The organism is Marinobacter sp. UBA2688, from assembly GCF_002352785.1.
GTDB classification, from domain to species: Bacteria; Pseudomonadota; Gammaproteobacteria; order Pseudomonadales; family Oleiphilaceae; genus Marinobacter; species Marinobacter salarius.
Genome location: NZ_DELU01000027.1, coordinates 110,747 through 136,963, shown reverse-complemented (window position 1 = coordinate 136,963; position 26,217 = coordinate 110,747). Strand labels below are relative to the sequence as shown.

Annotated in this window: 23 protein-coding genes; 13 read left to right on the top strand and 10 right to left on the bottom strand. The window is 59.0% G+C overall.

The genetic code is table 11. The features are described 5' to 3' along the window. Nucleotides 1-8 precede the first annotated feature (8 nt). The 5 genes from B3M52_RS18445 to B3M52_RS18425 form a co-directional block, all read right to left on the bottom strand. Nucleotides 9-890, bottom strand: a complete 882-nt coding sequence (locus tag B3M52_RS18445; RefSeq protein WP_036211837.1) for a DUF3034 family protein — start codon at nt 888-890, stop codon at nt 9-11. Continuing rightward, nucleotides 887-3,262, bottom strand: coding sequence for a putative bifunctional diguanylate cyclase/phosphodiesterase (locus tag B3M52_RS18440; protein WP_075196384.1), 2,376 nt, complete (start codon nt 3,260-3,262; stop codon nt 887-889). Before B3M52_RS18440 ends, B3M52_RS18445 begins: the two co-directional genes overlap by 4 nt. Beyond that, nucleotides 3,262-3,924, bottom strand: a complete 663-nt coding sequence (locus tag B3M52_RS18435; protein ID WP_041332744.1) for a methylamine utilization protein — start codon at nt 3,922-3,924, stop codon at nt 3,262-3,264. The genes B3M52_RS18440 and B3M52_RS18435 overlap by 1 nt, the downstream gene beginning before the upstream one ends. A 22-nt stretch (nt 3,925-3,946) precedes the next feature. Next, nucleotides 3,947-4,594, bottom strand: a complete 648-nt coding sequence (locus B3M52_RS18430) for a hypothetical protein (RefSeq protein WP_036207815.1) — start codon at nt 4,592-4,594, stop codon at nt 3,947-3,949. Between the two features lie 201 nt (nt 4,595-4,795). Next, a complete protein-coding gene (locus B3M52_RS18425) occupies nt 4,796-6,067 on the bottom strand; it encodes an MATE family efflux transporter (protein WP_197061327.1) in 1,272 nt (423 codons plus the stop codon). Between the two features lie 263 nt (nt 6,068-6,330). Here B3M52_RS18425 and coxB point away from each other — a divergent pair, with 263 nt between their 5' ends. From coxB to B3M52_RS18410, 3 genes are all read left to right on the top strand, one after another. Next, nucleotides 6,331-7,455 (top strand): cytochrome c oxidase subunit II, encoded by a 1,125-nt coding sequence (gene coxB / locus B3M52_RS18420; RefSeq protein WP_075196382.1) that lies wholly within the window; start codon nt 6,331-6,333, stop codon nt 7,453-7,455. Between the two features lie 102 nt (nt 7,456-7,557). After that, nucleotides 7,558-9,144: a cytochrome c oxidase subunit I gene (ctaD, locus tag B3M52_RS18415; RefSeq protein ID WP_075196381.1), complete on the top strand. Its 1,587-nt coding sequence runs from the start codon at nt 7,558-7,560 to the stop codon at nt 9,142-9,144. Between the two features lie 61 nt (nt 9,145-9,205). Beyond that, the gene (locus B3M52_RS18410; protein ID WP_075196380.1) at nt 9,206-10,093 is read left to right on the top strand and encodes a cytochrome c oxidase subunit 3; all 888 of its coding nucleotides are present in this window, start codon (nt 9,206-9,208) and stop codon (nt 10,091-10,093) included. Between the two features lie 9 nt (nt 10,094-10,102). Here the strand turns inward: B3M52_RS18410 and B3M52_RS18405 are convergent, their stop codons facing one another. Then, on the bottom strand, nt 10,103-10,306 hold the full coding sequence (locus tag B3M52_RS18405; protein ID WP_007152938.1) for a twin transmembrane helix small protein: 204 nt from the start codon (nt 10,304-10,306) through the stop codon (nt 10,103-10,105). A 50-nt stretch (nt 10,307-10,356) separates the two neighbouring features. Between B3M52_RS18405 and B3M52_RS18400 the strand changes: the two genes are divergently transcribed. The 9 genes from B3M52_RS18400 to B3M52_RS18360 all read left to right on the top strand — a co-directional run bounded on the left by B3M52_RS18400 (nt 10,357) and on the right by B3M52_RS18360 (nt 21,214). After that, nucleotides 10,357-11,097, top strand: coding sequence for an SURF1 family protein (locus B3M52_RS18400; RefSeq protein ID WP_075196379.1), 741 nt, complete (start codon nt 10,357-10,359; stop codon nt 11,095-11,097). Beyond that, nucleotides 11,084-11,728, top strand: coding sequence for a hypothetical protein (locus B3M52_RS18395; protein WP_051946976.1), 645 nt, complete (start codon nt 11,084-11,086; stop codon nt 11,726-11,728). Before B3M52_RS18400 ends, B3M52_RS18395 begins: the two co-directional genes overlap by 14 nt. Before the next feature lie 24 nt (nt 11,729-11,752). Beyond that, complete coding sequence (locus B3M52_RS18390) at nt 11,753-12,859, top strand: COX15/CtaA family protein (protein WP_369810871.1); 1,107 nt, start codon at nt 11,753-11,755, stop codon at nt 12,857-12,859. After that, nucleotides 12,856-13,779, top strand: a complete 924-nt coding sequence (cyoE, locus tag B3M52_RS18385) for a heme o synthase (protein ID WP_036207795.1) — start codon at nt 12,856-12,858, stop codon at nt 13,777-13,779. Before B3M52_RS18390 ends, cyoE begins: the two co-directional genes overlap by 4 nt. 22 nt (nt 13,780-13,801) lie before the next feature. Beyond that, on the top strand, nt 13,802-14,470 hold the full coding sequence (locus tag B3M52_RS18380; protein WP_075196378.1) for an SCO family protein: 669 nt from the start codon (nt 13,802-13,804) through the stop codon (nt 14,468-14,470). Between the two features lie 83 nt (nt 14,471-14,553). Then, nucleotides 14,554-15,765 carry a YbfB/YjiJ family MFS transporter gene (locus B3M52_RS18375; protein WP_075196377.1) on the top strand — a complete coding sequence of 404 codons (1,212 nt, stop codon included), beginning with the start codon at nt 14,554-14,556 and terminating at the stop codon, nt 15,763-15,765. A 337-nt stretch (nt 15,766-16,102) separates the two neighbouring features. Then, nucleotides 16,103-18,580 (top strand): ATP-dependent helicase HrpB, encoded by a 2,478-nt coding sequence (gene hrpB, locus B3M52_RS18370; RefSeq protein WP_075196376.1) that lies wholly within the window; start codon nt 16,103-16,105, stop codon nt 18,578-18,580. A gap of 487 nt (nt 18,581-19,067) precedes the next feature. Continuing rightward, complete coding sequence (locus B3M52_RS18365) at nt 19,068-19,886, top strand: ATP-grasp domain-containing protein (protein ID WP_075196375.1); 819 nt, start codon at nt 19,068-19,070, stop codon at nt 19,884-19,886. A gap of 152 nt (nt 19,887-20,038) precedes the next feature. Further along, nucleotides 20,039-21,214, top strand: coding sequence for a type III PLP-dependent enzyme (locus B3M52_RS18360; protein WP_075196374.1), 1,176 nt, complete (start codon nt 20,039-20,041; stop codon nt 21,212-21,214). Between the two features lie 139 nt (nt 21,215-21,353). Here B3M52_RS18360 and B3M52_RS18355 read toward each other — a convergent pair whose 3' ends face one another. The 4 genes from B3M52_RS18355 to B3M52_RS18340 are packed head-to-tail and all read right to left on the bottom strand — an operon-like array spanning nt 21,354 to nt 25,847. After that, on the bottom strand, nt 21,354-22,556 hold the full coding sequence (locus tag B3M52_RS18355) for a CynX/NimT family MFS transporter (RefSeq protein WP_075196373.1): 1,203 nt from the start codon (nt 22,554-22,556) through the stop codon (nt 21,354-21,356). An 11-nt stretch (nt 22,557-22,567) separates the two neighbouring features. Next, entirely contained in the window at nt 22,568-22,963 is a 396-nt protein-coding gene (locus B3M52_RS18350) for an ectoine synthase (protein ID WP_075196372.1), read from the bottom strand. 50 nt (nt 22,964-23,013) lie between these two features. Next, nucleotides 23,014-24,444 (bottom strand): GTPase/DUF3482 domain-containing protein, encoded by a 1,431-nt coding sequence (locus B3M52_RS18345; RefSeq protein ID WP_143743875.1) that lies wholly within the window; start codon nt 24,442-24,444, stop codon nt 23,014-23,016. Further along, a complete protein-coding gene (locus B3M52_RS18340) occupies nt 24,441-25,847 on the bottom strand; it encodes a DUF2868 domain-containing protein (protein ID WP_075196370.1) in 1,407 nt (468 codons plus the stop codon). Before B3M52_RS18340 ends, B3M52_RS18345 begins: the two co-directional genes overlap by 4 nt. A gap of 99 nt (nt 25,848-25,946) precedes the next feature. Between B3M52_RS18340 and B3M52_RS18335 the strand changes: the two genes are divergently transcribed. Then, nucleotides 25,947-26,217 (top strand): DUF6164 family protein (locus B3M52_RS18335; RefSeq protein ID WP_286750015.1); only part of this gene is annotated, 271 nt, incomplete at its 3' end.

Sequence of the window (26,217 nt, the reverse complement as noted above, 5' to 3'; positions counted from 1 at the left end):
CCGGGTTGTCAGAAACTGGCCTGCAGTGACAGGTAGGCACCGCGCTGGTCTTCCAGAGTGGCAACGTCACCAAGATTGACCAGGGCGGCCGTGACCGACAAGCGACGGTCGGGTACCCAGGCTACGAAAACATCCCACCAGTCGTCCTCGGTGGCGAAACCCAGGTTGTCCGGTTTCTGGCGGTATTCGGTACCCACCAGCCACTGGCGGGTCACAAACAACCCGACACTGCCTTCAAACATCGCCTCGTAGCTGTCGTTACGGTCGCCACCGAAACCCAGGAGGCCGCCCTGGTTGGCCTTGGTCCCGCGAACGGTGGCATTGACCAGCAGATTGCGATCCATCACCGCCGCGAAGAAGAGTTTGCTGCCTCCGACGTAGATATCGGTGCCGCTGTCATCTTTGGCGCCGATGGCGTCGGGTACGGTAAACTCGCGGTTGCGTTTGTGCAGAAGCCCGGCTGACCATTGCCCCCAGGGGCTGTAGAGGGCGTCGCCGGCGAGTCTCACTTTGAGCCCGAAAACGTCCTGTACCAGTTCGTCCTCTTCAAGGCCAAAGCCGTTTTTCAGGGTGAACACCAGGCTATCCAGGTCCAGAGTCTGGCGTGCCAGCGTGAGCTCAACACGATTGTTCCAGGTGACGCCTGTCCCGACCACCGACAGGGTATAGTCGTCGGTTTCGGCGCGGGACAGGGTCAGCGTGCCCCCCCACTCTTCATCGCTGGCATAACCGCCAAGCAGGGCCCAGGGTGACAGACCGCCCCCGGCGGCACCCCCGATGGACGTTACCCCACCGGTGGCCCAGAGTCTGCTGCCCGTGTCTGCGAACAGGTTCGCCGATGCCGTTAATGCCAGTAAACCGGTGCCTAGTACCCTGGCCAAGCGTGTCATGACGTGGTTTCTCCTGCGTATCTGAGTTCCTGCTGACGGTCCGTCAGCGACTGTTCTGTCTCCTTCAGGTCGCCAGCGGCGACGGGGCGGCTGAGAAAGTACCCCTGCCCGATCTCGCAGCCCCAGTCCCGCAACAGCGCCCAGCTTTCGGCGTTCTCGATTCCTTCCGCGACAACCCGCAACCCCAGGCCATGGGCCATATCTATGGTGGAGCGCACGATGAGCTGGTCCTGGGGTTCGGTATTCAGGCGCAGGACGAAGGATTTGTCGATCTTGAGTTCCTGCACCGGCAGGTTGCGCAATTGCGACAGCGAGGAATAGCCCGTGCCAAAGTCGTCCACCGACAGTGTGACACCGAGTTGGCGTAAGCGCCGCAGGGTTTCAAAGGCCGTTTCGGGTTCCTCCATCAGGGCGCTCTCGGTTACCTCCAGAGTGATACTGGACATGGGTAACTGCCATTGGGAGAACGCCTCGGCAACTTCCTTGGCGAGTTCCGGGCGGGTCAGGTCGAGCGCCGACAGGTTGATGGCAACACCAATATTCAGGCCCGCGGCGTGCCACTTGCCAGCATCGTTGGCAACACGGCGGAGGATGTGTCGGGTCAGTTCGGTGATCTGGCCGGATTGCTCCGCCAGGAAAATGAATTCTTCCGGCGAGATGAACCCCAGGTCCGGGTGAATCCAGCGCACCAGTGCTTCGGCCTGATGAAAGCCGGCAGACGCCATATCAAGTTTGGGCTGGTAGTTCATATGCAAGCCGTTGCTGGCAATGGCGTGGTGCAGATCAGAGATCAGCTGAAGTTCCCTCAGGTGGTTCTCATCCTGCCCTGGCTGATAATGGGTTACGGGCAGCCGGCTTTTTTGTGCCTGTTCGAACGTGAGGTTCAGGCGCCTGCGAACCTGGTCGGTATCGATGGCGTCCTGGGGTAGCTGCAGCGTAACCATGGTGCAGCGAAGGGAGAACGGAGTGTTGTCGATGAACAACGGCGATTCCACGATTTCGCTGATCCTGGTGGCAAGTTTATCGAGCTCGGATTGCGGCTGGAGACCAGTCATCATCAGGAATTCGGCGCCTCCGGTCCTTGCCAGTGCTGAGCTGCCGGGCAGTGCTTCCTCCAACCTGGCCGACACCGCCTGTAAAACCTTGTCCCCGAACTCGAGGCCCAGAGTGTCATTGACGTCAGAAATATCATTGAGGCGCAGGCCCATCAGGCTGCAGGGGCGGTGGTTGTCGAATTGCTCCCGCAGGCGCGACAGGAAGGCGTTTCGATTGGGTAGCCCGGTAATTTCATCGTGGCTGGCGGCGTAGTGTATCTGCTCCTCGCGGTCCCGCAGTTTGCTCAGCATGTCGCCGAGCGCCCTGCGTAATTCGGCCAGTTCACCGCCGGCGCGGATACGGGGAGGTGCGGGCGTGTGGCCATCGCCGATGGCCTTGGCATAGTCCGCCAGTTGCAGGACTGGTTGCCCCATGTTGCGAGCGATAATGAGCGCAATCAGGGCAGCCAGCACCAGAACGGCACTGACCAGCGTAAGAATTTCCACAGCACGCTCATAGTAGTTGCTGAGACGGGCCTCACGGTTGATTAAGAGCAGCAGCTGCAGGGCCGGCGTTTCGTCCCCGGTCAGGCTTATGATGCGGGTGAAGTAATGTGTACTCTCAAGAAACTGGTCCTCGCCGGACGTCCTGGCCATGGCATTGTTCAGTTCATCGAGCCTCGATGCGTTGATGGAACCCGGGTCGGTAAGAATCTGATAACTGCCTTCCTCACCAGAGGAGGCCCTGAACAACACCTCGGTTCCGCTTAGTCGACCGATAATGTCGGTAAGATCATTGTTGAGGTTAAAACCGGCAATCAGCCATGCCCTTAATCCAGGTGCTTCCACCGGAATGGTGAGCAGTTCAAAGCCGTCCGCACCGAAAACGCTCATCTGGCTGGCAAAGCCTGTTTGTCGCGCCTTGGAGAGCATTTCTGTAACCAGCGGGCTATTGGCAAACGCATCGGGCAGCCCATCGGTGTCGGCAAGGATATGCCCGTCGCTGCCAAGCAAGACGGCAAAATCGGCATTCACCCTTCGGGCCTGATTGGTCAGCGCACTGTCTGTGGTGGCGCGATCTCCGCTGGCGACGGCAGAGCGAAAGCCAAAATCACGGATCACAACGTCCAGCCGGGAAAGAATCAGGCTGGTGCGGCGCTCAAGCACCTCCTCTGCCACTTGCTCGCCGAGACTCAATTGCTCAAGTGCACGTGCCTTTTCATCCTCGAACAGGTAAAGCATCAACAGTGCACCGATGCTCAGGCTGACGATGGCCACCATGGTGACCATGACGGTCACCAAACGTCCACGAAACCCTATTCGGCTAGCGACCGCCATCAAAGCTCCCGGAAACGTTCTTGCAGGCCATCCAGCCTGTCATCACTCGCGGGTTCCGGGGACAATTCCACCGACAGTTCGAGTGATGCAGGGTAGGGTTGCTCAACGGTGAATCGGGCCATACGGGTGTTGTCTGTCAATCGGGGGTGCCATATCTGGAGCTCAATCTTACCGGACCCATCGTCTGCCGACGGCGGAATCTCAACCGTCAAACGGCCCTGTTCATCGGTTCGGCCGGAGGGTGCGCTGTCGGTGACCAGAATAAACGCCTGCATGTGGTCATGGATGTTGCAGCCAATTTCCACCACACCGGTCTTGTCGAAGACAACCGGTTCCGTCGGACGTCCGGCGTATAGCTCAATGTTGAATGCCTTGGCGGGTGAGAATGAGTAGACGTGGTGCTGAGTGTTGTCCTGGTTGGGAAAATCCACTCTGGAATTCTTGGGTATGATCAACGTATGGGGGTGAAAGTTGCGATTTTTTTGGACAATCTCAGCTTCTACGGGGGATTCCGAGAGGCCGTTTTCCAGAATCACCACGGCATTGGCGACCGGCTTTCCTGACAGGTTATCGGTCAGTTGAAGAGGTACGGTGTTGGTCTCGGCGCCGTTGCAGAGAGAGCCTGCAAGCAACAGAAACAGGGTAACGGTCAGCTTGTACATCAATGTTGTTCATCCGTATTTTCTAAAGACCCGCTCCTAACGACAAGCGTATGTGGTTACGGACCAGCAGGTTTTCCCAATAGTGTCTCATCCAGTCCCATGCAACGTTCCTTGTCTGTTCTACGAACGGGTCCAAGTTTAGTTCGTAATAGTCCGGTGAGCCGGCAATCTGCAACACGGTGACGGTGATGGACTGGTCCAGTTCGTTGGCGAACGGTTCGCCGATCAACTGATGCGCCAGCAGATTTGCCCGTGTTGCCTCCACGTCGACCAGTTCGCTGGCGCGGGTGGAGCGGTTGTTCTCGTACATTTCCTCCATCAGGCGGTGGCAGAGATAGGCTCGGATCAGAAGCCCGTCAAGGCCATCATAACGTACCAGAAGAACCGACGGTTGAGTAAAATAACCGATGGCAGCCTCTACAAAAGGCGCAAACAACTCGGCCTTGCCGGCTTCTCTCGCACAGGCTTCCACGCACTCAATCAGTCGTGGCGCCATTTCGATGTACTCAATGGCAAACTGGAACAGGCAGGTCGCCGGTTGGTAACCGTCAATGGTGATGGTGGCAGGCAGCGACGACGCCCTTTCCCGCATCTGCTTGAGAAAGGTGCCGGAACGGGCTTCCTGCCGTCGGGCCTGATCAATGATGTCGAGAACTACCTTTGGTGTCATTTCAGGAGATGCCGGTCTCTGAACGGAATGGGGTCGCAAGGCGCCTCCCGTTATACGCATGGGATCGTCAGGGGCATGGGGAAGCGGCTGGCTACCGCAACATGCCTGCCTTTTCTCACAAGTGTAGACGAGATTTAACAGGCTGCTGTGGTGTGTGCATTAAACCTGAACGTGTTGTCCATGGATTGGCTTCAAGCTTCTTCACTGTTCTGAAAACCAGCGATCGTGCCGCGAATGGCTCAAAAACAGCCAACCCATGGAAATTGCCCGTGCCAGCATCAGGCAGATCAGCGAGAACCACAGTCCATGATTACCCCACCCGGTCGTCAGCCACCAGACCGGGAGGAAGACCACCAGCGCCGAAAACAGCATGGTGTTCTGCATGTCCCGTGTGCGGGTTGCGCCGATAAACACGCCATCCAGAAGGAAGCCCCACACCGAGGCCAGCGGCAGCATCCACAGCCAGGGCAGATAGTCCCAGGCGGTTGCGCGCACTTCCTCGATACCGGTCAGCAAGCCGATGAGGAAGCGCCCGCCAAGAACAAAGGCGACGGTAAACAGCACGGAACCCCACAACGACCACCGGAATGCCACCCGAAAGACGTTTTTGAACTGGCGCCGATTGTTTCTTCCCACCGCTTCACCAATCAGTGCCTCGGCGGCATTGGCAAAGCCGTCAAGGCCGTTGGAAATGATCAGTAGAAAGGTAATCAGCACCGCGTTGGCGGCCAGTATGGTGTCGCCCTGTCGCGCACCCTGTGCGGTGAAGAAGGCCAGCACCAGAAGCAGGGCAATGGTGCGCACCATGATGTACCGGTTGACCTGTAATATTCTGAGGTAGTCCCGCAGCTGCCCGAACAGCGCCCGCTCAAACCCCTGGCCGTCCGGCATGCGTTTCAGCACCATGTAGAACCCGATGGCGGCCGCCGAGTACTCTGCCATCACGGTGGCCATGGCAACGCCCCGGCTGTTCCAGCCAAAACCGGTCACAAAGAGCACATCGAGAACAATGTTGAGCCCGTTGGCCACAATCAGCATGACCATGGGGCCCCGCGCGTACTGGGTGCCTATCAGCCAGCCCACCAGCGTGTATTGGCAGAGCACGGCCGGCGCGCTCCAGATACGGATGCTGGCGTACTCTGCTGCCAGCGCGGCAACACGTTCACTGGGGTTCATCAGAGTCAGGCCCAGTTTGATCAACGGCTGATGGAACAGAATCAGCAACAGGCCGATACCGATAGCCAGCAACACGGAGCGTAGCAGCAGGGCAATCTGCGCAAACTCATCGCGTTTGCCCCAGGCCTGGGCAGCCAGCCCCGTCGTGCCCATGCGCATAAAGCCAAAGGTCCAGTAGAGTATGCTGAACAGGTTTGCGCCCACCGCGACAGCCCCCAGATATTCCGGTGTATCGAGGTGTCCCAGCACGGCCGTATCCACAAGCCCCAGCAGCGGCACAGTGAGATTGGTGAGCATCAGTGGCCAGGCCAGCGCCCAGAGCCTGCGGTCGGTGGTGGCGAGTTGCGGAGCGGATTCTATGGGAATGAGAGGCTTTCCTTCTTTAATACATTTATGGGTGGACGGACTTTCGCATTTTTTTGATCTGTGTCTATACTGGGTTGTGTATTATCCATAGCAGACTTCCACCCTGACCTGGATAGTGTGTGCGAGCACTGTCTGGAACAGGGGGATTGGACGCAAAATCCGACAAGAATAACACTCTGTGGAGACACAGTATTATGCGCGTGCACGCTAAGCGGGCAGGTGTCCTCTTGGGCGGGCTTATGACGCCAGCGTTGTCCATGGCGGACTGGACGCTGAACATGAGTCCCGGGGTCACCGGTACCAGCAATGAAATCTTCAGCCTTCACATGACGATCCTCTGGATCTGCGTTGTCATCGGCATCGTGGTGTTTGGGGTCATGTTCTGGTCCATCTTCGCCCATCGCAAGTCCCCGGGCCGAAAACCGGCAAACTTTCACGAGAATACCCTGGTCGAGATTCTCTGGACCATCATTCCCCTCGTGATTCTGGTGGTAATGGCGATTCCTGCCACTGCAACGCTTGTGGACATGTACGACACCAGCGAAGCTGACGTAGACATCAAGGTCACCGGCTATCAGTGGCGCTGGAAATACGACTACATAGAGGATGATTTTGGATACTTTTCCAATATCACCACCAGCGATGACGAAATCTACAACCGCACCGAGAAAACCGAGAACTACCTGCTCGAAGTAGACAACCCGATGGTAGTGCCTGTTGGAGCGAAAATCCGCCTGTTGGTCACCGCCAATGATGTTATCCACTCCTGGTGGGTGCCTGCCTTCGGCGTGAAAAAGGACGCCATTCCCGGCTTTGTGAACGAAACCTGGACCAGGGTCGACGAGCCCGGTATCTATCGTGGTCAATGCACCGAGCTGTGTGGCGTAAAGCACGGTTTCATGCCTGTGGTGGTCAAGGCGGTGCCTCAGGACGAATACGATGCCTGGGTGGCTGAGCAGAAGGAGGCGGCCCAGCGTGAGCGTGAGCTGACCGAGAAAGACTGGACCCTGGAGGAGCTGATGGCACGTGGCGAAAAAGCCTATGCCAGCGCGTGTGCTGCCTGCCACCAGGCGGACGGTAGCGGTGCGCCGCCAGCATTCCCGGCTCTGAAGGGCAGTAAAGTCGTGACCGAAGACATGCAGGCGCATATGGATATTGTTGTAAACGGCGTTTCCGGCACCGCCATGCAAGCGTTTGGCGGTCAGCTGAGCGAAGTCGACCTCGCAGCGGTCATCACCTATGAGCGGAATGCCTGGGGTAATGACACCGGTGAAATGGTGACGCCAAAAGAAGTCTTCGAGTACAAGAATCAGGAATGATGAACCGGGTGGGGTGGAGCGAAGGCTCCAGTCCACCCTATCCAATGACGCCAGATTAATGACATCACCAGCCTGAATATACGGCGGTAACGGGGGTTTTTCATGAGTGCGGTTGCAGATACCCACGCCCAGGACGATCATCACCACGGCCCCGCAAAGGGCTTTTCTCGGTGGCTGCTGACGACCAACCACAAAGATATCGGGTCCATGTACCTGATATTCAGTTTTGCGATGTTCCTGCTCGGCGGAACCATGGCCATGGTGATCCGGGCGGAACTGTTCCAGCCTGGCCTGCAGATTGTTGAGCCGGAATTCTTTAACCAGATGACCACCATGCACGGTCTTATCATGGTGTTTGGTGCGGTGATGCCGGCCTTCGTTGGCCTGGCGAACTGGATGATTCCATTGATGGTGGGTGCCCCGGACATGGCGCTGCCGCGAATGAACAACTGGAGCTTCTGGCTCCTGCCCTGCGCGTTCCTGATTCTGGTGTCCACGCTGTTTATGGAAGGGGGGGCGCCCAACTTTGGCTGGACCTTCTACGCGCCATTGTCGACGACCTATGGCCCACCGAGCACCACGTTCTTTATCTTCGCCGTTCACATCATGGGTGTGTCGTCGATCATGGGTGCTATCAACGTGATCGCCACTATCCTGAACATGCGGGCACCAGGCATGACGCTGATGAAGATGCCCCTGTTCGTCTGGACCTGGCTGATTACGGCGTTCCTGTTGATTGCCGTTATGCCGGTGCTGGCCGGCGTCGTCACCATGATGCTGATGGACATCAACTTCGGCACCAGCTTCTTTGATGCCTCCGGCGGTGGTGACCCGGTACTGTTCCAGCATGTGTTCTGGTTCTTCGGGCACCCCGAGGTCTACATCATGATCCTGCCTGCGTTCGGGGCGGTGTCCCACATTATTCCGGCGTTCTCCCGCAAGCCGTTGTTTGGCTACGCCTCGATGGTATATGCGGTGGGCGCCATCGCCCTGCTGTCGTTTGTGGTCTGGGCTCACCATATGTTCACTGTCGGCATTCCCATCGCCGGTCAGCTGTTCTTCATGTATGCGACCATGCTGATTGCCGTGCCCACGGGCGTGAAGGTGTTCAACTGGGTGGCGACCATGTTCCGGGGGTCACTGACCTTCGAGGCGCCGATGCTGTTTGCGGTCGCCTTCGTCATCCTGTTTACCATCGGCGGTTTCTCCGGCCTGATGCTGGCCATTGCACCGGCTGACTTCCAGTATCACGATACCTACTTCGTGGTAGCACACTTCCACTACGTACTGGTACCGGGCGCCATCTTCGGCATCTTTGCCTCGGCGTATTTCTGGCTGCCCAAGTGGACCGGCCATATGTACGACGAAACACTGGGCAAGACGCATTTCTGGCTGTCGTTCATCGGTATGAACCTGGCCTTCTTCCCGATGCACTTCCTCGGTTTGGCGGGTATGCCGCGGCGTATTCCGGATTACGCGCTGCAGTTTGCCGACTTCAACATGGTGTCCAGCATTGGCGCATTCATGTTTGGTGCCAGTCAGATCCTGTTCCTGGTGATTGTGGTCAAGTGCGTCAAAGGCGGTGAAAAGGCCTCTGCCCAGCCGTGGGACGGTGCCGAAGGCCTTGAGTGGACAGTGCCCTCTCCGGCGCCCTACCACACCTTTGCCACGCCGCCGGAAGTGAAGTGAAACAGAGGCTGACTGGCGCCCACAACAACAAACGATAACGGATAAGCCATCGGAGATTGTCATGGCGGAAAACCAGACGTACTACGTTCCGGAACAGAGCAAGTGGCCGATTGTCGCCACCGTCGGGCTGGGGGTTACCCTCTACGGCGCGGCGGCCATTATGGTGAACGGCCAGCAGGGTGAGAGCACCACCGGCTCCTGGGTGATGTTCTTGATCGGTTCCCTGATCATGGCCTACATGCTGTTTGGATGGTTCGGGACCGTCATCAAGGAAAGCCGGTCAGGCCTGTACAGCCCACAGATGGATCGTTCCTTCCGCTGGGGTATGAGCTGGTTCATTTTTTCCGAGGTCATGTTCTTCGCGGCTTTCTTCGGTGCCCTGTTCTACACCCGGATGTTCGCGGTGCCCTGGCTTGGCGGTGAAGGCGACCGTGGCAGTTCCAATATCCTCTGGGAAGGTTTCCAGGCGACATGGCCGCTGATCAACAATCCTGACCCCGACGCCTACCCGGCACCGGAAGGCATTATCGGCCCCTGGGGTTTGCCACTGATCAACACCATTCTGCTGGTGACGTCGTCCTTTACGGTTACGGTTGCGCACCATGCCCTCAAGGAAGACAACCGCAAGAAGGTCAAACTCTGGCTGAGCGCCACCATTGCGCTGGCGCTGATCTTTGTGTGTGTCCAGGGCTATGAATACGCTCACGCCTATCAGGATCTGAACCTGACCCTGCAGTCCGGCATTTATGGCAGCACCTTCTTCATGCTGACCGGGTTTCACGGCGCCCATGTGATACTGGGTACCCTGATGCTCACGATCATGTTGATCCGCATACACAAAGGCCATTTCACCGGCGATTACCACTTTGGTTTCGAGGCGTCGGCGTGGTACTGGCACTTCGTGGATGTGGTCTGGCTCGGGCTGTTCGTCTTCGTTTACGTGCTCTGACGACGCGCGTCAGGGGGTCGGATTCAGGGTCAGGCCCCCTTGCCATACCGAAATCAGAATGACTGCCAGCAGCAGTACGCTGAGGGCGACCCGCAACGCCAGGGAATTCAGGACACGGTTCGTTTTCCCGCCATCCCGGATCAGGAAGAACAGACCGCTGAACAGGCTCACCAGAACGGCCAGCATGAGTACGACAATGAGAATCTTCAGCATGGGAAATCCTGTAAACGGGAATGTAGATCCAGAGCCCACTATAGCAGAGCATGTCTGATCCAACCGATCGTTCTCGTCGCCAATGGCACTTTGATTGGCGCCTGTTGGTGTTCGCCGGCTTCTTTCTGCCGGTACTGTTAGGCCTGGGGATCTGGCAGCTGGAGCGAGCAGGAGAGAAACAGGCCCAGCTTGAACAGTGGCAGCAACAGGCCGTAAACCTGAGCTGGTCGCAACATCTGGCGGCCGGCCACGAAGCCGGGCAACCGGTGACACTGTCCGGCCGTTACAGCGAGGTATCCTGGCTCCTCGATAACCGTACACGCGATGGCGCGCCGGGCTATGAGGTACTGACCCTGTTCCACCCGGTTCAGGGCCGCCCGGTGGTTGTGAATCGCGGTTGGGTACAAGCTCCCCGGCGACGTGATCAACTGCCCGATGTCAGTTATCCGTCCGGAGAGCTTAGTGTGAAGGGGCGGTTGAGTGAGTTTCCGGAACCCCCGGTGCTCAAGTCCGTGCCATCTGACAAAGCGGGCTGGCCGAAGCGAACACAGTCGCTGTCCCACGGGCAGGCTCGGGAAATTGAGAATGATGTTGCCAGCCTGGTACTCAGGCTTTCCGGGCCGGAGCAACCTGGCGCCTACCGCGCCGACTGGGCTCCAGACCGGATGGGGCCACAAACCCATTATGGATATGCGGTGCAATGGTTTTCACTGGCCATCGCGCTGGTTATATTGACGGTCGTAGCGAGCTATCGCAAAACAGGAGTCCGTAATCACAATGACAACGGCTGAGCGCATGGACCAGAAAGACCCGGACGACAACGTCTCTCCAGAGCAGGTACGCCGCGGCAGGCGAACCGCCCTTTTACTGTTTGCCATCGGTTTCGGCCCGATGATTTTTGCCACTATCATGTACTACACCGGCTGGCTGAATCCTGCCGGCAATAGCAATAATGGCGAGCTGATCCAGCCGCCGGCGCCCCTGGCTCAAATGCAGCTTCAGGGAGCCAGCGGCAACCCGCTTGTCGACCGCTTTGGCCCTGACGAACCCGACGCCGAATGGATGATGGTGGTGGTTTCCGAGCAATGCGCCTCGGAGTGTGAAGAGCTTCTGTATCTGGCGCGCCAGGTCAATATTGCCCTGGGCAAGAATGCTAACCGGGTAAATCGTTCGGCCTGGCTCGGCACTATCCCTGACGATCTTTCGGCTCGCTGGAGCGACGAATACAGCTCCATGGAACGGCTGAGTATCCTGGAGGGCCGCGCTCCGAAATGGCCGTCCGGCATCAACCCGGAGCACCAGCCACGGATTCTGCTGGTGGACCCCTTTGGTAACGTGATCATGCACTACGGCACCGAACACACGGGAAAGGATATGCTGAAGGATCTGAAACACCTGTTGAAGCTGTCACAGATCGGCTGACCATCAGTAACCGGAGATGCCCCGTTGAACACCACCCAACCCCGTCTTTCCCGCCCGGCCCACCTCATGGCGCGCTGGTCGCTACTGGCCACCCTGCTAGCGGTGGTCGTCATCATGCTTGGGGCCTGGACCCGATTGGTGGACGCGGGCCTTGGCTGTCCGGACTGGCCCGGTTGTTACGGGTTTCTGACGGTGCCCCATGATGAGTCGCGGATGGCCATCGCCAATGCGCGCTTTCCCGACACGCCCGTCGACGTGGAAAAAGGCTGGCCTGAAATGATCCACCGATACGCCGCCGGCACGCTGGGGCTGGTGGTGTTTGGCCTGGCGGCCTACGCGTTCCGTCATCGTCGTGACGGCGTGCCGCTTCGGTTGCCACTGTTTATTGCTGCCTTCATTCTGCTCCAGGGCGCCTTCGGCATGTGGACAGTGACCCTGAAGCTCTGGCCGCAGGTGGTTGCCCTGCACCTGTTAGGGGGCTTTACCACCCTGAGCCTGCTGACACTGCTCACGCTTCGCCTACGCCGTAGACCGCAACCTGAAGGGGAATCACCCGGCGCAGGCCGGCCCCCCGGGTTGCGCCGTTTCCGGCCGTGGCTATACGGTGGTCTGGCGCTGGTTGTTATGCAAATTGCCCTGGGGGCCTGGACAGCGGCCAACTACGCTGCTGTGGCCTGTACTGACCTGCCCACCTGCCAGGGCGAATGGTGGCCGGCTGAGATGGACTTCCAGCATGGGTTCGATGTCACCCAGCATGTGGGGCCGAATTACCTGGGCGGGCAGCTAACGGCTGACGGTCGTGTCGCCATCCATGTCAGTCACCGGCTGGGAGCGATGATAGTGCTTGCGTACTTCACGGTTTTTCTGGCATTACTGTGGCGCAGGACAAAGCGAACACCACTGGCGTGGCATGTGCAGCTGGTGGCCGTGGCCCTGGTTGCGCAGATTGCGCTGGGCCTGGCCAACATTGTGTTTCATATACCCCTGTCAGTGGCGGTGGCGCACAACGCGATGGGCGCAGGGCTTTTGCTGGCAGTGATCAATCTGCTCTGGCGATTTCATCAACAGGCCCTGCCAGAGGCAGCGAAAACAGAACCTACAACAACAATCGAGCGAGAGGTGACGGCATGAGCGAGCACGTAAAGGCACTGCCGGCGCAGGGAACGACCAACGAGTCCGCTGCCGCGGGCATTTCCTGGCGGGATTTTCTGGAGCTGACCAAGCCCACTGTGGTGGCGATGATGATCCTCACCTCAGTCATAGGCATGCTACTGGCCACACCGGGCGTGCCGGGTTGGGAGGTTATGCTCTACGGTAACCTGGGCATCGCCCTGCTGGCGGGCGCGGCAGCCGTGGTCAATCACGTGGTGGATCAGAAAATCGACACGGTCATGGCCCGTACCCGCAAACGGCCCGTCGCCACCGGGAAAATCTCGCCGCTGGACGCACTGCTGTTCGCAACCGTGCTGGCGGTTGCCGGCATGGTCATCCTGGTGTGGCAGGTGAATGCGCTGACAGCCTGGCTGACCCTGGCATCACTGGTGGGGTATGCGGGCGTCTACACCCTGTTTCTCAAGCGTATGACCCCGCAGAACATCGTTATCGGTGGCCTGGCCGGCGCGATGCCGCCTTTGCTGGGCTGGACCGCGGTGACCGGGCAGGTGGAAGGCCACGCCCTGTTGCTGGTGCTGATCATCTTCGCCTGGACGCCACCGCATTTCTGGGCACTGGCCATCCATCGCAAGGAAGAATACGCCAAGGCCGGTATTCCCATGCTGCCAGTCACCCATGGCAACAAGTACACAGAGTTACATATACTCCTGTACACCCTGATGCTGCTTGCTGTCAGCCTGCTGCCGTTTGTCACCGGTATGTCTGGCGTTATCTATCTGGTGGGTGCACTGGCCCTCGGCCTGCGTTTCCTGCAGTATGCCGTACGGTTGCTCAGAGGTGATGACCGTCGTGTTGCGCTCAACACCTTCAAATATTCCATCACCTATCTGATGGCCCTGTTTGTGGTGCTGCTGGTCGACCACTTTGTGTTTTTCTGAATGCTGATTTACCGGAGATTTCATGGACCGTTCGATTCGCCTGACGCTGATCCTGCTGCTGTTGGTTGTCGTGCTGATCTTCGGGCTGGTGGTTGGACGGCAGGTGTTTCTGGTCGGAAATGACCAGCCTTCACCCCCGCCGGAACTCAGCAGTATCAACGCCTACGTGTACGAAAACAGTCGTAAACTTGCAGAGTTCGAGCTGCTTAACGAACAGGGCGAAACGGTCACCCGGGACAGCCTGAAGGGCAAATGGACGTTTGCTTTCGTTGGTTATACCAATTGCCCGGACATCTGCCCCGCTGCCATGGCGACCCTGCGCAAAACCGACAAAATGCTACCGGAGGAGCTACCGCAGCCGGAGTTCCTGTTGATTTCCGCCGACCCGGAACACGATACGCCCCAGAGACTGAAAGACTATGTGGGCTTTTTCGGCGACGACTTTCACGGCCTGACTGGCGACATTGAGACACTGAGAGAGCTTGCCAGAAGCATGAACGCGGTTTTCTCCCAACGTCAGGTGGATGGCGAACGGTTGGTGGAACACAGCGGGCATTTCACACTGATCAACCCGGACGGCGAAATGACCGCCGTGCTTCAGCCTCCCCACAAGCCGGAAGACCTGGTTGAGGCCTATCGTGAGATCTACGAGTGGGCTCGGGAAAATCATCCGCGAGCGTCCCAGTCATGACCCTGCGCTCCTCGCTTTGACTCGGCTGACTTCCTGCTCCCACTGACTTAGACTGCCTACCGGCTTTCCCCAGGGGTTCTGTGATGCCAAATTCCCACCCTTCCTGCACACCGCCGCGGGATCTTTATCTGGTCGTGGTAGCGGGTGCCATTCTGTTGCTGGTCACCCACGGCCTGGGCCGTTTCATCTACACGCCGCTATTGCCGTATCTGGTGGACGATGGCCAGATCACTGCCGGGCAGGGTGCTGCGGTGGCCACCTGGAACTACCTTGGCTACCTGCTTGGCGCCTTGCTGGCCATCCGCTGGCACACCATCAGCCACATTCGCATGCTGCTGCCAGCGTCCCTCGCGGTTCACCTGTTGACCACCCTTGCGATGACACAGACTGACCACCTTGGGGCCATGTCCGTCGCCCGCCTGTTTAACGGCATCGCCAACGGCGTTGTCTTTGTCCAGGCTCCGGCGTTGATCCTGGAATGGCTGGTGCTGCGCAACCGCGCTACGCTCAGTGGGCATCTCTACATTGGTGTAGGCCTGGGCCTTTTGGTATCAAGTGGCCTGGTCAGCTCCAGCGCCCACTGGCTTGAGGGGACTGAACGCTGGTGGCCTGCCGTCGTGCTTTCCATCCCCCTGGCCTGGTGGGCCACGGCGCGGTTACTCCGACTGGACGTACCGGTGAGGGCGCAAAGCGACGGCGAAACCCCGCCGGGAAAATCGCCCCTGTTTGACCGGGCAAGTGTGCCCCTGTTTCTCTCCTACGCTGGGGCTGGTCTCGGTTACATACTGCCGATGACGTTCTTGCCATTGCTGGCCAAGGACCAGTTACCGGCCGACCACTGGCTGCTGGATGGCGCCTGGTTCCTGGCGGCTGTGGCGACGATCCTGTCACCCTCGATATGGAACTATCTTGGTGCAAAAATCGGCGATCTCCCTGCATTGCGCATGAATTTCGTGGTACAGCTTGCTGGCGTCCTGGCAGCAGTGATCTTGCCTGGTGCCTTGGGCCTGGCGGTTTGTGCCGCCCTGGTGGGCAGCACGTTCGTGGGTACGGTGATGCTCACCCAACGCATCGGCCGGGCCCTGCATCCGCACCAGGGGCCGCGACTGTCAGCGGCAATGGTGTCGGTCTACGGCTTCACCCAGATGGCCGGCCCGTGGCTCACCAAGCAATGGCTGGAAGCCGGCGGCACCCTGACCACAGCCTTTGGCATCGGGGTGGTGGCGTTGGCTCTTGGAGCAGTGTTTGCGTTTTTTGTGCCTTTGCCTGGATGTCCTGGCAGGACTGATCGTTAGGGTGCATGAGCGGGGTGGTGGGATATTTTTCCTTGGGAATGGAACTCGCTGTGCTCAGACACCCATTCCTGGCGGATAAAATATCCCACCACCCCACTCTTATGTAACGCACAGTTATCGCGTCTGAGGAGGTATGAGCATCGCTGTCTCGTGCAAACCGGAGCAGGCCCATAGTACGCTTTTGAGAAATCGACGAGTTACCTAAGGGTGTGGGTGTGTTTTATTTTTCAATAAAGAAAATGGTGTCCGAGCAAAGCGAGTTCATTTTCATTTGAAAAATAAAACACACCCACGCCCCTCCCCCAACCCAACCAGTCCTGAACACAGCCAAAAACAAATGCTCCCAATCAACAACATCATCCCGGACCTCCTGAACACCCTGGAGTCCCAAACAACCATCCTGCTACAGGCACCACCGGGCGCCGGTAAAACCACCAGGGTGCCACTGGCTCTGATGGATGCTCCCTGGCGTGAGGGTCGCAAGATCCTGATGTTGGAGCCGAGACGTTTGGCAGCCCGGTCCGCGGCAAGGTACATGGCCGGGCAGATGGGGGAGAAGCCGGGCCAGACCGTTGGTTATCGCACACGGCTTGATACGCAGGTGACGTCTGCCACGGTGATAGAAGTGGTCACCGAAGGTATTCTCACACGGCTGATCCAGAACGACCCGGCACTGGAAGACTACGCCGTTGTGATTTTCGATGAGTTTCACGAACGGTCACTGCAGGCTGATCTTGGGCTGGCGTTGGTGAGGGAATCCCGCCAGGCCTTGCGGGAGGACCTGCGGGTCATCGTGATGTCCGCCACGCTGGATACCGCACCCATCGCCCGGTTGTTGGGTGATGTGCCGGTGCTGAGCAGTGAAGGCCGGGCGTTCCCTGTGGAGGTGGCTTATCGTCCGATTCCGCGCAATGGCCGGGTAGAAGAACAGGTGGTGTCCGTTATTCATGAGGCACTGGCGGATCAGAGTGGGTCGTTGCTGGTGTTTCTTCCCGGTGCGGGCGAGATTCGTCGGGTTGAGCGTCAGCTTCAGAACCAGACAGGCAATGATGTGATCGTGGCGCCGTTGTACGGCAACCTGAAAAGCGAGGAGCAGGATCGGGCCATCGCGCCGGCGCCCGAAGGTTACCGCAAAGTGGTTCTGGCCACGGCTATTGCCGAATCCAGTCTCACCATTGAAGGCGTGCGCGTCGTCATCGACAGCGGTCAACAACGCCGGGCGGTGTTTGATGCCAACAGCGGTATGACACGGCTGGTGACGGGCTGGGTGTCAAAAGCGTCTGCGGAGCAGCGCAAGGGACGGGCCGGGCGTATTGAGCCTGGCGCCTGTTACCGGCTGTGGAGCGAGTCCGCCCAGTTTGGTCTGGCCGAGTTCACCCCGCCGGAAATACAGGAAGCGGACCTGGCACCCCTGGTGCTGGAACTGGCGCAATGGGGCGCGCGGTCGCCGGATCAGCTGGACTGGATTGACCCGCCCCCTGCTGCGCACTGGCAGCAGGCTGTGGCGTTGTTGCAGTGGCTGGATATGCTGGATGCCGACAGCGCCATTACCGAACATGGCAAGGCGGCGCGGGACATGGGCGTTCATCCACGGCTGGCGCACATGATTCTACGCGGACGGGACATTGGCCATGGCTATCTCGCGGCCGAGTTGGCGGCGCTGCTGGAAGAACGGGATCTGGCGGGCCGATCAGCCGGGGCGGATATGCAGGAACGGGTCAGGATGCTGCGGGGTTCTGGCCCGCGACAGGGTGTGGATACCGCCAGGGTGATATCGATCACCAAGTCGGTGTCCCGCCTGGCGGCAGGGCTTGAACGACCACAGGCGATGCCCTCCGAGGATGAGGTGGGACGCGTGCTCGCACAGGCCTACCCGGACCGGATTGCCCGTAAACGGCGGGGCGAAGCACCGCGATACCAGCTCAGCAACGGCCGCGGCGCAGCCCTTCGCAGCGACGACCGGCTGGCTCGCTATGAGTGGCTGGTTGCAGCTGAACTGGACGGCAAGGCCAGGGAGGCCACGATTTATCTTGCTGCACCGGTTACCCCAGCGGTGCTGGAACAGGACCTGTCCGGCCACATTGAAGAATACGAGGAGGCGGTCTGGGACGAGCGACGCGGAACCGTGGTGGCCCGTCGCGTCCGAAAACTGGGGCAGTTGGAGCTGGAGGAAACAGCCTTGCCGGCCCCGTCACCGGAACTGGTGCAGCAGGGGCTGCTCGCCGCCGTGCGCAAGAAGGGCCTTGGGAGCCTGCCATGGACGCCGGCGGCGGAGCAGTGGCTTGCCCGGGTCACCCTGCTGGCAGAGTACTTTCCCGGAGAATGGCCAACGGTCAGCGAGCGCTGGCTGACAGATAACCTGGAAACCTGGCTTGGTCCGTTCCTGGCAGGGATGACCCACTGGCGTGACCTGGAGAAACTCAACCTGAGCCAGGCTCTTGCCAGCCTGCTGGAGTATCCGCAACAACAGGCACTGGAAGACCTGGCGCCCACCCGCTTGACGATCCCAACCGGCCAGTCCGTGGCGCTGGATTACACCGCAGAAAACGGCCCTGTATTGGCGGCCAAGCTCCAGGCGCTGTTCGGCTGGACCAAAACTCCTACGGTTGCCGGAGGCCAAGTGCCGGTGGTGATCCACCTGCTGTCCCCAGCCCAGCGCCCTCTGGCTGTCACGGCCGACCTGGCAAGCTTCTGGCAGAACGCCTATCCGGAGGTCCGCAAGGACATGCGCGGTCGGTATCCCAAGCACCCCTGGCCGGAAGATCCCCTGACGGCAGATGCGAGTCAGGGGACTAAGAAGCGCCCTGTTCGTTGATTCTTTACCTTTGGCTTTGGGTAGGACTGAGGCCTTTGTGGGGATCGGGGAGGTGGGGGTATTTTTCCTTGGGAATGGAACTCGCTGCGCTCAGACACCCATTCCTGGCGGAAAAATACCCCCACCTCCCCGCTCTATTGGCAAAGGGTGATGTCGTTACGGAAAGCGAGGGTTTGGCGGCGCTTTGATTTCAGACCCCTCTGGATAGTCATTGTCTAAACAATATCAGATTTTCATGCCAACCCAGGCAAAATCCTGGTAAATCGTCGCGACAACTGGCGTTAACTAAGGGTATGGGGGTGTTTTATTTTTCAATAAAGAAAATGGTGTCTGAGCGAAGCGAGTTCATTTTCATTTGAAAAATAAAACACCCCCATGCCCCTCCCCTAAACCCCCAGTCCAACCCAAAGCCAAAGCAAAGAATAAACATTGCACCCAAACCAAACCTGTATAAAATGCGACCAACCCAACCACGCACCCAACCCAAATGAAACTGGTCTCCTTCGACATATTCCGCACCCTCGGCTTCCCGAATACCAAAACCCTAAAGCCCGAACAATTCCTGGCCCACAAAGAACTGCTTAAAGATGCAGACTGGGTACTGTTCCCGGAATACTGGCAGCTGAATGCCCTCGTACACGGGCTGAAATGCCGCGTTTTCCCCAGTGTCGCCAGCTATCGCATCGGCCACGACAAGGTGGAAATGACCCGGGCTTTCCAGGCGGTCGCACCTGAACACACTCCGTGGACACTGATTGAAGCCAACGGTCCGGAGGAACGGCAGGCGGTGTGGGATGCCATGGTCGTGCCCTTCGTGGCCAAGCTGCCCAAAGCCAGCATGGGCGAAGGTGTGTGGTTAATCGAAAACAAAGCCGACTGGCAGCGTTATTGCGAGCGGACCCATGTTCTTTATGCCCAGGAATACCTGCCGATTGATCGGGATGTGCGGGTGGTGATTGTCGGGGACAGAGTGGTATCCGCCTATTGGCGAACCCAGGCGGACCAGGGGTTCTACAATAACGTGTCGCAGGGTGGGCGCATCGACCGGGGGCCAGTGCCTTCCGTGGTAACCGATCTGGCACTGCGCCTTGCGCGGGAGCTGGAGGTGGATCACGCGGGGTTTGATATTGCCCTGGTGGAGGGGTATCCCTATGTGCTCGAGTTCAATCGGCTATTCGGCAATCAGGGACTCGGTCAGGGTAGTGATCTGAAAACTGCGATTCTGGATTACCTGCAGCGCCAGGCCGAGCCCGAAGACCCGAACGGCCCCACCGGGCCGGCGCCGTTGTGGCCAGTCGCAGTGTGACTTGAGGGCAGACGGGCCAGACGGTGGTTATGGGTAGATATGCTCATATCCCGCCCCCGGAAAAGAACCGATGATCGCGCGATTGACGGGTACCGGATCGGTGCCTATGTTGTTTGAACCACCCGTTTGCCCTTTGGAGGGAAACCCTATCCATGACCGAGTCCGCCAACGCCACCATCACTGACTACTACGACGCCGAGACCTTTGCCCGTATCAAGGCATTTGCCGATACCAAGGACACGCCCTGCGTCGTGATTGATACCGCGACCATCAACCGCCAGTACGATGAACTGGTGGAAGGCTTTCCCTATGCCAACGTCTACTATGCGGTGAAGGCCAACCCTGCCCCGCAGGTTCTGACGATGTTGCGGGACAAGGGCGCCAGCTTTGATATCGCGTCGGTGTACGAACTCGACAAGGTCATGGGCCTGGGTGTGACGGGCGACCGCATCAGTTACGGCAACACCATCAAGAAGGCCAAGGATATCCGCACCTTCTACGAGCGAGGTGTTCGCCTGTACGCGACGGATTCGGAAGCGGACCTGCGCAACATCGCCAAGGCGGCTCCGGGCTCGAAAGTGTATGTTCGCATCCTGACCGAAGGCACCCTGACCGCTGACTGGCCGCTGTCCCGCAAGTTCGGCTGCCAGACCGACATGGCCATGGACTTGCTGATCCTGGCCCGCGATCTGGGTCTGGTGCCTTACGGCGTGTCCTTCCACGTGGGCTCCCAGCAACGGGAAATCGGCGCGTGGGACGCCGCCCTGGGCAAGGTGAAGGTGATTTTCGAGCGTCTGAAGGAAGAAGACGGCATCGAACTGAAGATGATCAACATGGGCGGCGGCTTCCCGGCCAACTACATCACCCGTACGAATGACCTGAAAACCTACGCGGAAGAGATCAAGCGTTTCCTGGATGAGGATTTTGGCGATGATTTGCCGGAGATTATTATCGAACCGGGCCGCTCGCTGATTTCCAACGCAGGTGTTCTGGTAAGTGAAGTGGTGCTGATTTCACGTAAATCGCGTACTGCCCTACACCGTTGGGTATTCACCGATGTTGGTAAATTCGGTGGCTTGATCGAAACGCTTGATGAATCCATCAAGTTCCCGATCTATACAGAGAAATCCGGCGAAGGCGAGGACTGTGTAATTGCAGGCCCAACCTGCGACAGCGCCGATATCATGTACGAACACCACAAGTATCCGTTGCCGCTGAATCTGGCCATCGGCGACCGCATGTACTGGCTGTCCACCGGTGCCTACACCACGACGTACAGTGCCATAGAGTTTAACGGTTTCCCCCCGTTAAAGGACTATTACATCTAAGCCAGCGGTAAGGACGTGGGGTGGGGGTATATTTTCCGCCAGAAATGGGTGTCTGAGCGAAGCGAGTTCCATTTCCAAGGAAAAAATACCCCCACCCCGCGGCCCGGCAAAGCATAGATCAATGGCACCAGACAGAGGGTCAACTTTCGGGTTGGCCCTTTTGTCGTTTCAGGTTCAGGGTAAAAGTCAGGGGAAGAACCAGAGCGCAATAGGCGATGATAAAGATAATGGCGTATCGGGCGTCGTTGCCCCAATCGGCCAGTAACCCGCCGATCATGGGAACAGAAAACGCCACCGTGTAACCAACCAGGAAGTTTCCTGCTGAGAGTCGCCCCGTTTCTCTTGATTCCACCAGTACAGGGGGTAAAGCCACCAGCAGGATCAGCAGAATGCCGGCCGTGAAGCTCATAAACGTTGCGCTGGCTATTGACCACCAGCCAGTGAAGACGACCGTTCCCACTGTGCCCAGGATGCTGCAGGTTGCCATCACCATGATGGGGCCTTTGAGGCCTACCCAATATCTCGCCATTTTCAGCATGACCAGGGAGGCGATCACCTGGGCGAAGTTATACCAGAACAAGGCGTCCGCCAGCATGTCGAAGTTGCCTTGTTGCTCCAGGATATTGCCCATGTAGGCGTTAAGGCCGAAGAACAGGGAGCCTGACAGGCCCAGCAGCAGGCCAATTCGCAGAGTCAGTGGGTTTTTCCAATCAGGTAACCATGCCGGTTTCTTTACAGGTCGGGCCATTTCTCTTCGGGGCAGGAACAGAGCAGCAGCGACCAGCAACGCGGGCAGCGACCAGGCCAGCAGGGTGGCGCGCCAGCTGTCGTCCATCAATGGCATCAGTACTGGAAGAGTGATGCCGGCGCCGATGAATTCGCCCATCAGCATGCCGTTCATGTAAATGGCAGAGCCGATGGCCAGATGTCTGGGTTCGAGCCAGCGTGGCAGGAGTGCCGGCAGGGAGGGCTGCATCATGGCCACACCCAGGCCCATAACGGCACTTGCCAGCATCAGCGTGATGGTATCGGGTGACAGACCACGACCGGCGGAACCGATGACCATGATCACCATGGCCAGCGCCAGGGTATTGCGTGGGCCCATCCGTGCGATGGCCAGGGAACCGGGCATGGAGCCGACAGCCAGCATCAGTATGGGAAGAGTGGTGAGCGCACCGGTCAGTGCCTGGGACAGGCTGAGCTCGTCGCTGATGAACGGCGCCAGGGGAGGTGCAACCAATACCGGTATGCGCAGGTAAACACCGGACAGCCAAAGCAACACCGCCACCGGGAGCAGCTTGGCTGCCGGTGGCGGTGTTGTTGTGCCTGAAACGTCAGCCACTGGGGCCGGGCTTAGTTGTCGCCGGTGTCCGCGATGTAAGCGCCGTCTTCGTCGTGGACTTCACGGCCGGTGACGGGCGGGTTGAAGGCACAGATCAGTCGCATGTCTTCGGTGCCACCACGCAGCGTGTGCGGGTCGTTCTTGTCCAGCGCGTAAAGCGTGCCATCGGAAATCTCGTGGGTTTCGCCAGTGGCCTTGTCGTAGATGCTGCCGTTACCGGCGACACAATATACAGCTTCAAGGTGATGCTTGTACCAGAGGTTCAGCTCGGCGCCCGCAGGGATGATGGTCTCGTGGAATGAAAAGCCCATGCCGTCTTTCTTCAACAGCATGCGGCGGCTGGTCCAGCCCGGCCCTGATACTTCGCGCTCGGTGCCGATGATGTCCTGAACTCGTACAATTTTCATACTTATCCCTCGCTGTGTGATGGAGCAGCCTTACAGTATAAACATCCCCGTCAGGTTCGGTTCAACCGCCAATCGTCGTAGGCGTCCAGCGACTGCTCGATGGCGGCTATAAAGGCTATCCTCATTTTGTCATCCAGGGCGCGCTTTTTCCGGCAACGTTCAAAGGCCTGATGGATGGTCCGGCGTTGCCTGCGGTCGAGTTGCTCAAGCCAATGGTCATCGGCAGGTTCAAGATCCAGCAGTTCCCGGCCGGCATGATTTCGGTGGCTGATATGCCACCAGTGATTAACGGCCCTTCCTAATACAACATAGCCGAATTGGCTGTCTTGTACAGGCCCGAAGGTGGCGGTCCTGAGCCCATTTTTCAGTACACCGGTATTGAGCACCGGCAGTGCCAGGCGGTCGCCGTAAAAATAGCTGCCTGCGGCACCGATCAGCCCGCCTACCAGGGCTCCGGCGCCCAGTGAATGGCCAAGGGTCAACGCATCCACCCCGGCCCCGCTCACGGCACCGGCCCCGAAGCCTGCGGTGGCCAGGTAGCGGCGGTTTACTCCCCAGGCTTTGTGGCTGTCTTCGCTGAACAGGTCGTGTTCACTGTGCCATTCCAGTTCCGCTTCCTGTCGTTGTACACGGTGATGCTCGTAGAGCTTCTCAATGGCAATTCGAAGGTGCTGTTCTCGTTTTCTCTGGTTGTCATACCAGCTTTTGCGCAACTGTGCGGCCAGGTCGTGATCGGAGATTTCGCTGGTCTGGAGTGTGGTCAGTGTCCGTTTTTCGCGGAAGGACATCATGTCTTCCAGGCTACGGGCGATGAGTGTGGCCGCTTGGGTGCGGCGTTGCCGTCTCTGCGCCGAGAGAAACGCCGTCGCGCTGTCCAGGGGCTGCTCCCAGTCCGGCTCAAGTTGCCCAAAGGCTCGCAACAGGCTGAGGTGTTGCTCGAAGGGCGCGCGAACCGCATCAAAGGTCCGGACAACCTGGAAAAACTGGCCGAGCGCCCTGGCCCAGGTGTCGCTGTAGTCGTCTTCACCAATACTGTTGATCAAGGCGAGGCTCGGCCGGCCGGTCCAGCGCAGGATGGTCATCTCCGCTTCATGCTGGGTGCTGTAGGGAACCGAACCGTCAACCACGTAGATGATGCCCGCGCCTTCAATGAGCGGTTGCAAGAGCTCGCATTCATCGACAAAGCCGTTGTCCTGGCGGTGTTGGACCACAAAGGCCTCGACGGTTTCGGCCCGGTCAGAGGCAGACACGCTGTGGGCTTCAAGCCATTCCAGTACACGCCGGGGGCGTTGGAACCCCGGCGTGTCCACCAGTGTGTACAGTGTCTTGCCATCGACAGCCAACGGATAGGCCTGATGTTTACGGGTGGTTCCAGGCTCCAGCGCGATGGCAATGGCGTCGTTCTGGGACAGCGTGGCCACAATGCTGGATTTGCCCTTGTTGGGGTGGCCGACCACGGCAAACACGGGGGTTTTCATTATTCGTCCTGGTCCTGCAGTGCGCGGTGCATAAGGATATCCGGCGGTGTTGTCATCGGCGTGCTGACCACCATCCTCTCATCCTCCGTACGCTCCGCAAACCGCAGCCACTGGCTGAGTTGATGGTCCGGTGGCGACTGGTCTGGTTGAGCTGCCATCGGTACCAGCGCAATGGTGGTCTGCCTTGGCCATGTTTCGCGAGCCTGTTGTAGAAAATCCGCAAGCTCGCCGGTGGGTGGTTCCCAACTGCGGGTGACGATAATGGCCGCTGGAGTGAGAGCACCGGTCAGTCGCTGGTTTGCCAGTTCGATGATGTGATGGTCGTGCTCGAGCGAGGCGCTACCGCCGGCGGCGAGGGGCTCCTGGTCTCCTGCGATGATGGTTTGTGGCAGCGCTGGCCTGCCGGCTTCCGCCCAGCGAATAATAGCCTGGGCCCTGGGGATAGGCTGCAATTTCGCAGACGTTGTCGTATCCGGTTGGTCGGCGGAGTCGTTGTGGCGATTGCCCGTGTCCACGGTGGGTGTCTCCATGCGGTACTGGAGGGCGACCCAGCCATGATGGGCTCGGAGCGCCTTACGCGCGCGCATTTGGGGATGAACGATCGCCACCACCAGCAGAGCGAGCCGGGGCAGGACGACATAGATCATCCAGACCATTGCCACGAACGGCCACCAGCTCCCCCAGAGGGCCGGATCGGTCGTTATGGAAGACTGGCTGCGGAAGAACCGGGTGGCATCCACCAGTTCGCGGTCCGGCATCGCCGCAGGCCACAGGTGCTGCCAGGGTGTGGCGATGGCGGATAGCATGCGGTAGTAGCTGTCGGTGCTGGTATTCAGGGTGGTGCTCCAGCCAAAGGCGAGATCCTGGATCACCACCAGTACCAGCAGGGTTATCAGTCCGGCGACACCAAACGCCAGTCCGCCGGTATGGGCGGCACGGGCCATTAACAGTGGTTGCAGTGTTCGCAGGGCGCCCGAGGGGCGTGCGACCGCAAACTTCCTCAGCAACCAGCGCCAGGGCTGCCAGCCGGCAAAGGCCTGGACAGTGGTAACCACAGCGAGGATGCACTGGAGCAGCACGAAGGCCAGGATCACCGTCAGATTGATTCGCTGGCCACCGTCGTAGAACAGTAGCCCCAGCATGGCCAGCGTTCCGGCAACGAGCCCCGCCAGGGCAAAACCTGTGGTCAACCTTCGCCAGAATTTCAACGGGTCATCGGTCGGTCCACGGCGGGACAGGCGCCTGACATGTTCAAGCCACCGATCCGGGCCCGGGCTGACGCCCTGGTTGTGGCAGTCCAGGGCAAAACGGCGATCCCGCCGGTGCAGGAACACCGGGTTCTGGTCGCGGTCGCGCTGAACCTGATTGTCGAACTCCAGTAATCGTCGAATGGCGCTGTCTGGCATCGAGTATCCTGATCAACTGGGCGGTGAGACACGCCGCGGAATGCTAGGATAAGGGTCTAGGATGATAAGGGTATCCCATAAACCGGTGTCGGACCTACCATGACCAACCACCTCATGAACCTTCGTCACGTCCCCGACGACGAGGCGGACGAAATACGCGAGCTGTTCGAGACGCACAACGTGTCCTACTACGAGACGCCTCCCAGTCGCTGGGGTATCAGCATGGGTGGATTCTGGGTCCACGACAATGAGGAGGCCCAACGAGCCCGGGAATTGCTGCAAACCTACCAGCAGGAGCGCCTGCAGCGTCAGCGTGACGCTTACGAGGAGGATCTGGCGGCGGGCCGGGTCGGCGGATTCTGGCATCGGC

Coding starts and splice junctions, on each gene's coding strand:
- B3M52_RS18440 (WP_075196384.1), bottom strand. CDS start 3,262: ATGGCGGTCGCTAGCCGAATAGGGTTTCGTGGACGTTTGGTGACCGTC.
- B3M52_RS18380 (WP_075196378.1), top strand. CDS start 13,802: ATGGACCGTTCGATTCGCCTGACGCTGATCCTGCTGCTGTTGGTTGTC.
- B3M52_RS18435 (WP_041332744.1), bottom strand. CDS start 3,924: ATGTACAAGCTGACCGTTACCCTGTTTCTGTTGCTTGCAGGCTCTCTC.
- B3M52_RS18365 (WP_075196375.1), top strand. CDS start 19,068: ATGAAACTGGTCTCCTTCGACATATTCCGCACCCTCGGCTTCCCGAAT.
- coxB (WP_075196382.1), top strand. CDS start 6,331: ATGCGCGTGCACGCTAAGCGGGCAGGTGTCCTCTTGGGCGGGCTTATG.
- B3M52_RS18400 (WP_075196379.1), top strand. CDS start 10,357: ATGTCTGATCCAACCGATCGTTCTCGTCGCCAATGGCACTTTGATTGG.
- cyoE (WP_036207795.1), top strand. CDS start 12,856: ATGAGCGAGCACGTAAAGGCACTGCCGGCGCAGGGAACGACCAACGAG.
- hrpB (WP_075196376.1), top strand. CDS start 16,103: ATGCTCCCAATCAACAACATCATCCCGGACCTCCTGAACACCCTGGAG.
- B3M52_RS18430 (WP_036207815.1), bottom strand. CDS start 4,594: ATGACACCAAAGGTAGTTCTCGACATCATTGATCAGGCCCGACGGCAG.
- B3M52_RS18395 (WP_051946976.1), top strand. CDS start 11,084: ATGACAACGGCTGAGCGCATGGACCAGAAAGACCCGGACGACAACGTC.
- B3M52_RS18445 (WP_036211837.1), bottom strand. CDS start 890: ATGACACGCTTGGCCAGGGTACTAGGCACCGGTTTACTGGCATTAACG.
- B3M52_RS18350 (WP_075196372.1), bottom strand. CDS start 22,963: ATGAAAATTGTACGAGTTCAGGACATCATCGGCACCGAGCGCGAAGTA.
- B3M52_RS18425 (WP_197061327.1), bottom strand. CDS start 6,067: ATGCTCACCAATCTCACTGTGCCGCTGCTGGGGCTTGTGGATACGGCC.
- B3M52_RS18405 (WP_007152938.1), bottom strand. CDS start 10,306: ATGCTGAAGATTCTCATTGTCGTACTCATGCTGGCCGTTCTGGTGAGC.
- B3M52_RS18340 (WP_075196370.1), bottom strand. CDS start 25,847: ATGCCAGACAGCGCCATTCGACGATTACTGGAGTTCGACAATCAGGTT.
- ctaD (WP_075196381.1), top strand. CDS start 7,558: ATGAGTGCGGTTGCAGATACCCACGCCCAGGACGATCATCACCACGGC.
- B3M52_RS18410 (WP_075196380.1), top strand. CDS start 9,206: ATGGCGGAAAACCAGACGTACTACGTTCCGGAACAGAGCAAGTGGCCG.
- B3M52_RS18375 (WP_075196377.1), top strand. CDS start 14,554: ATGCCAAATTCCCACCCTTCCTGCACACCGCCGCGGGATCTTTATCTG.
- B3M52_RS18360 (WP_075196374.1), top strand. CDS start 20,039: ATGACCGAGTCCGCCAACGCCACCATCACTGACTACTACGACGCCGAG.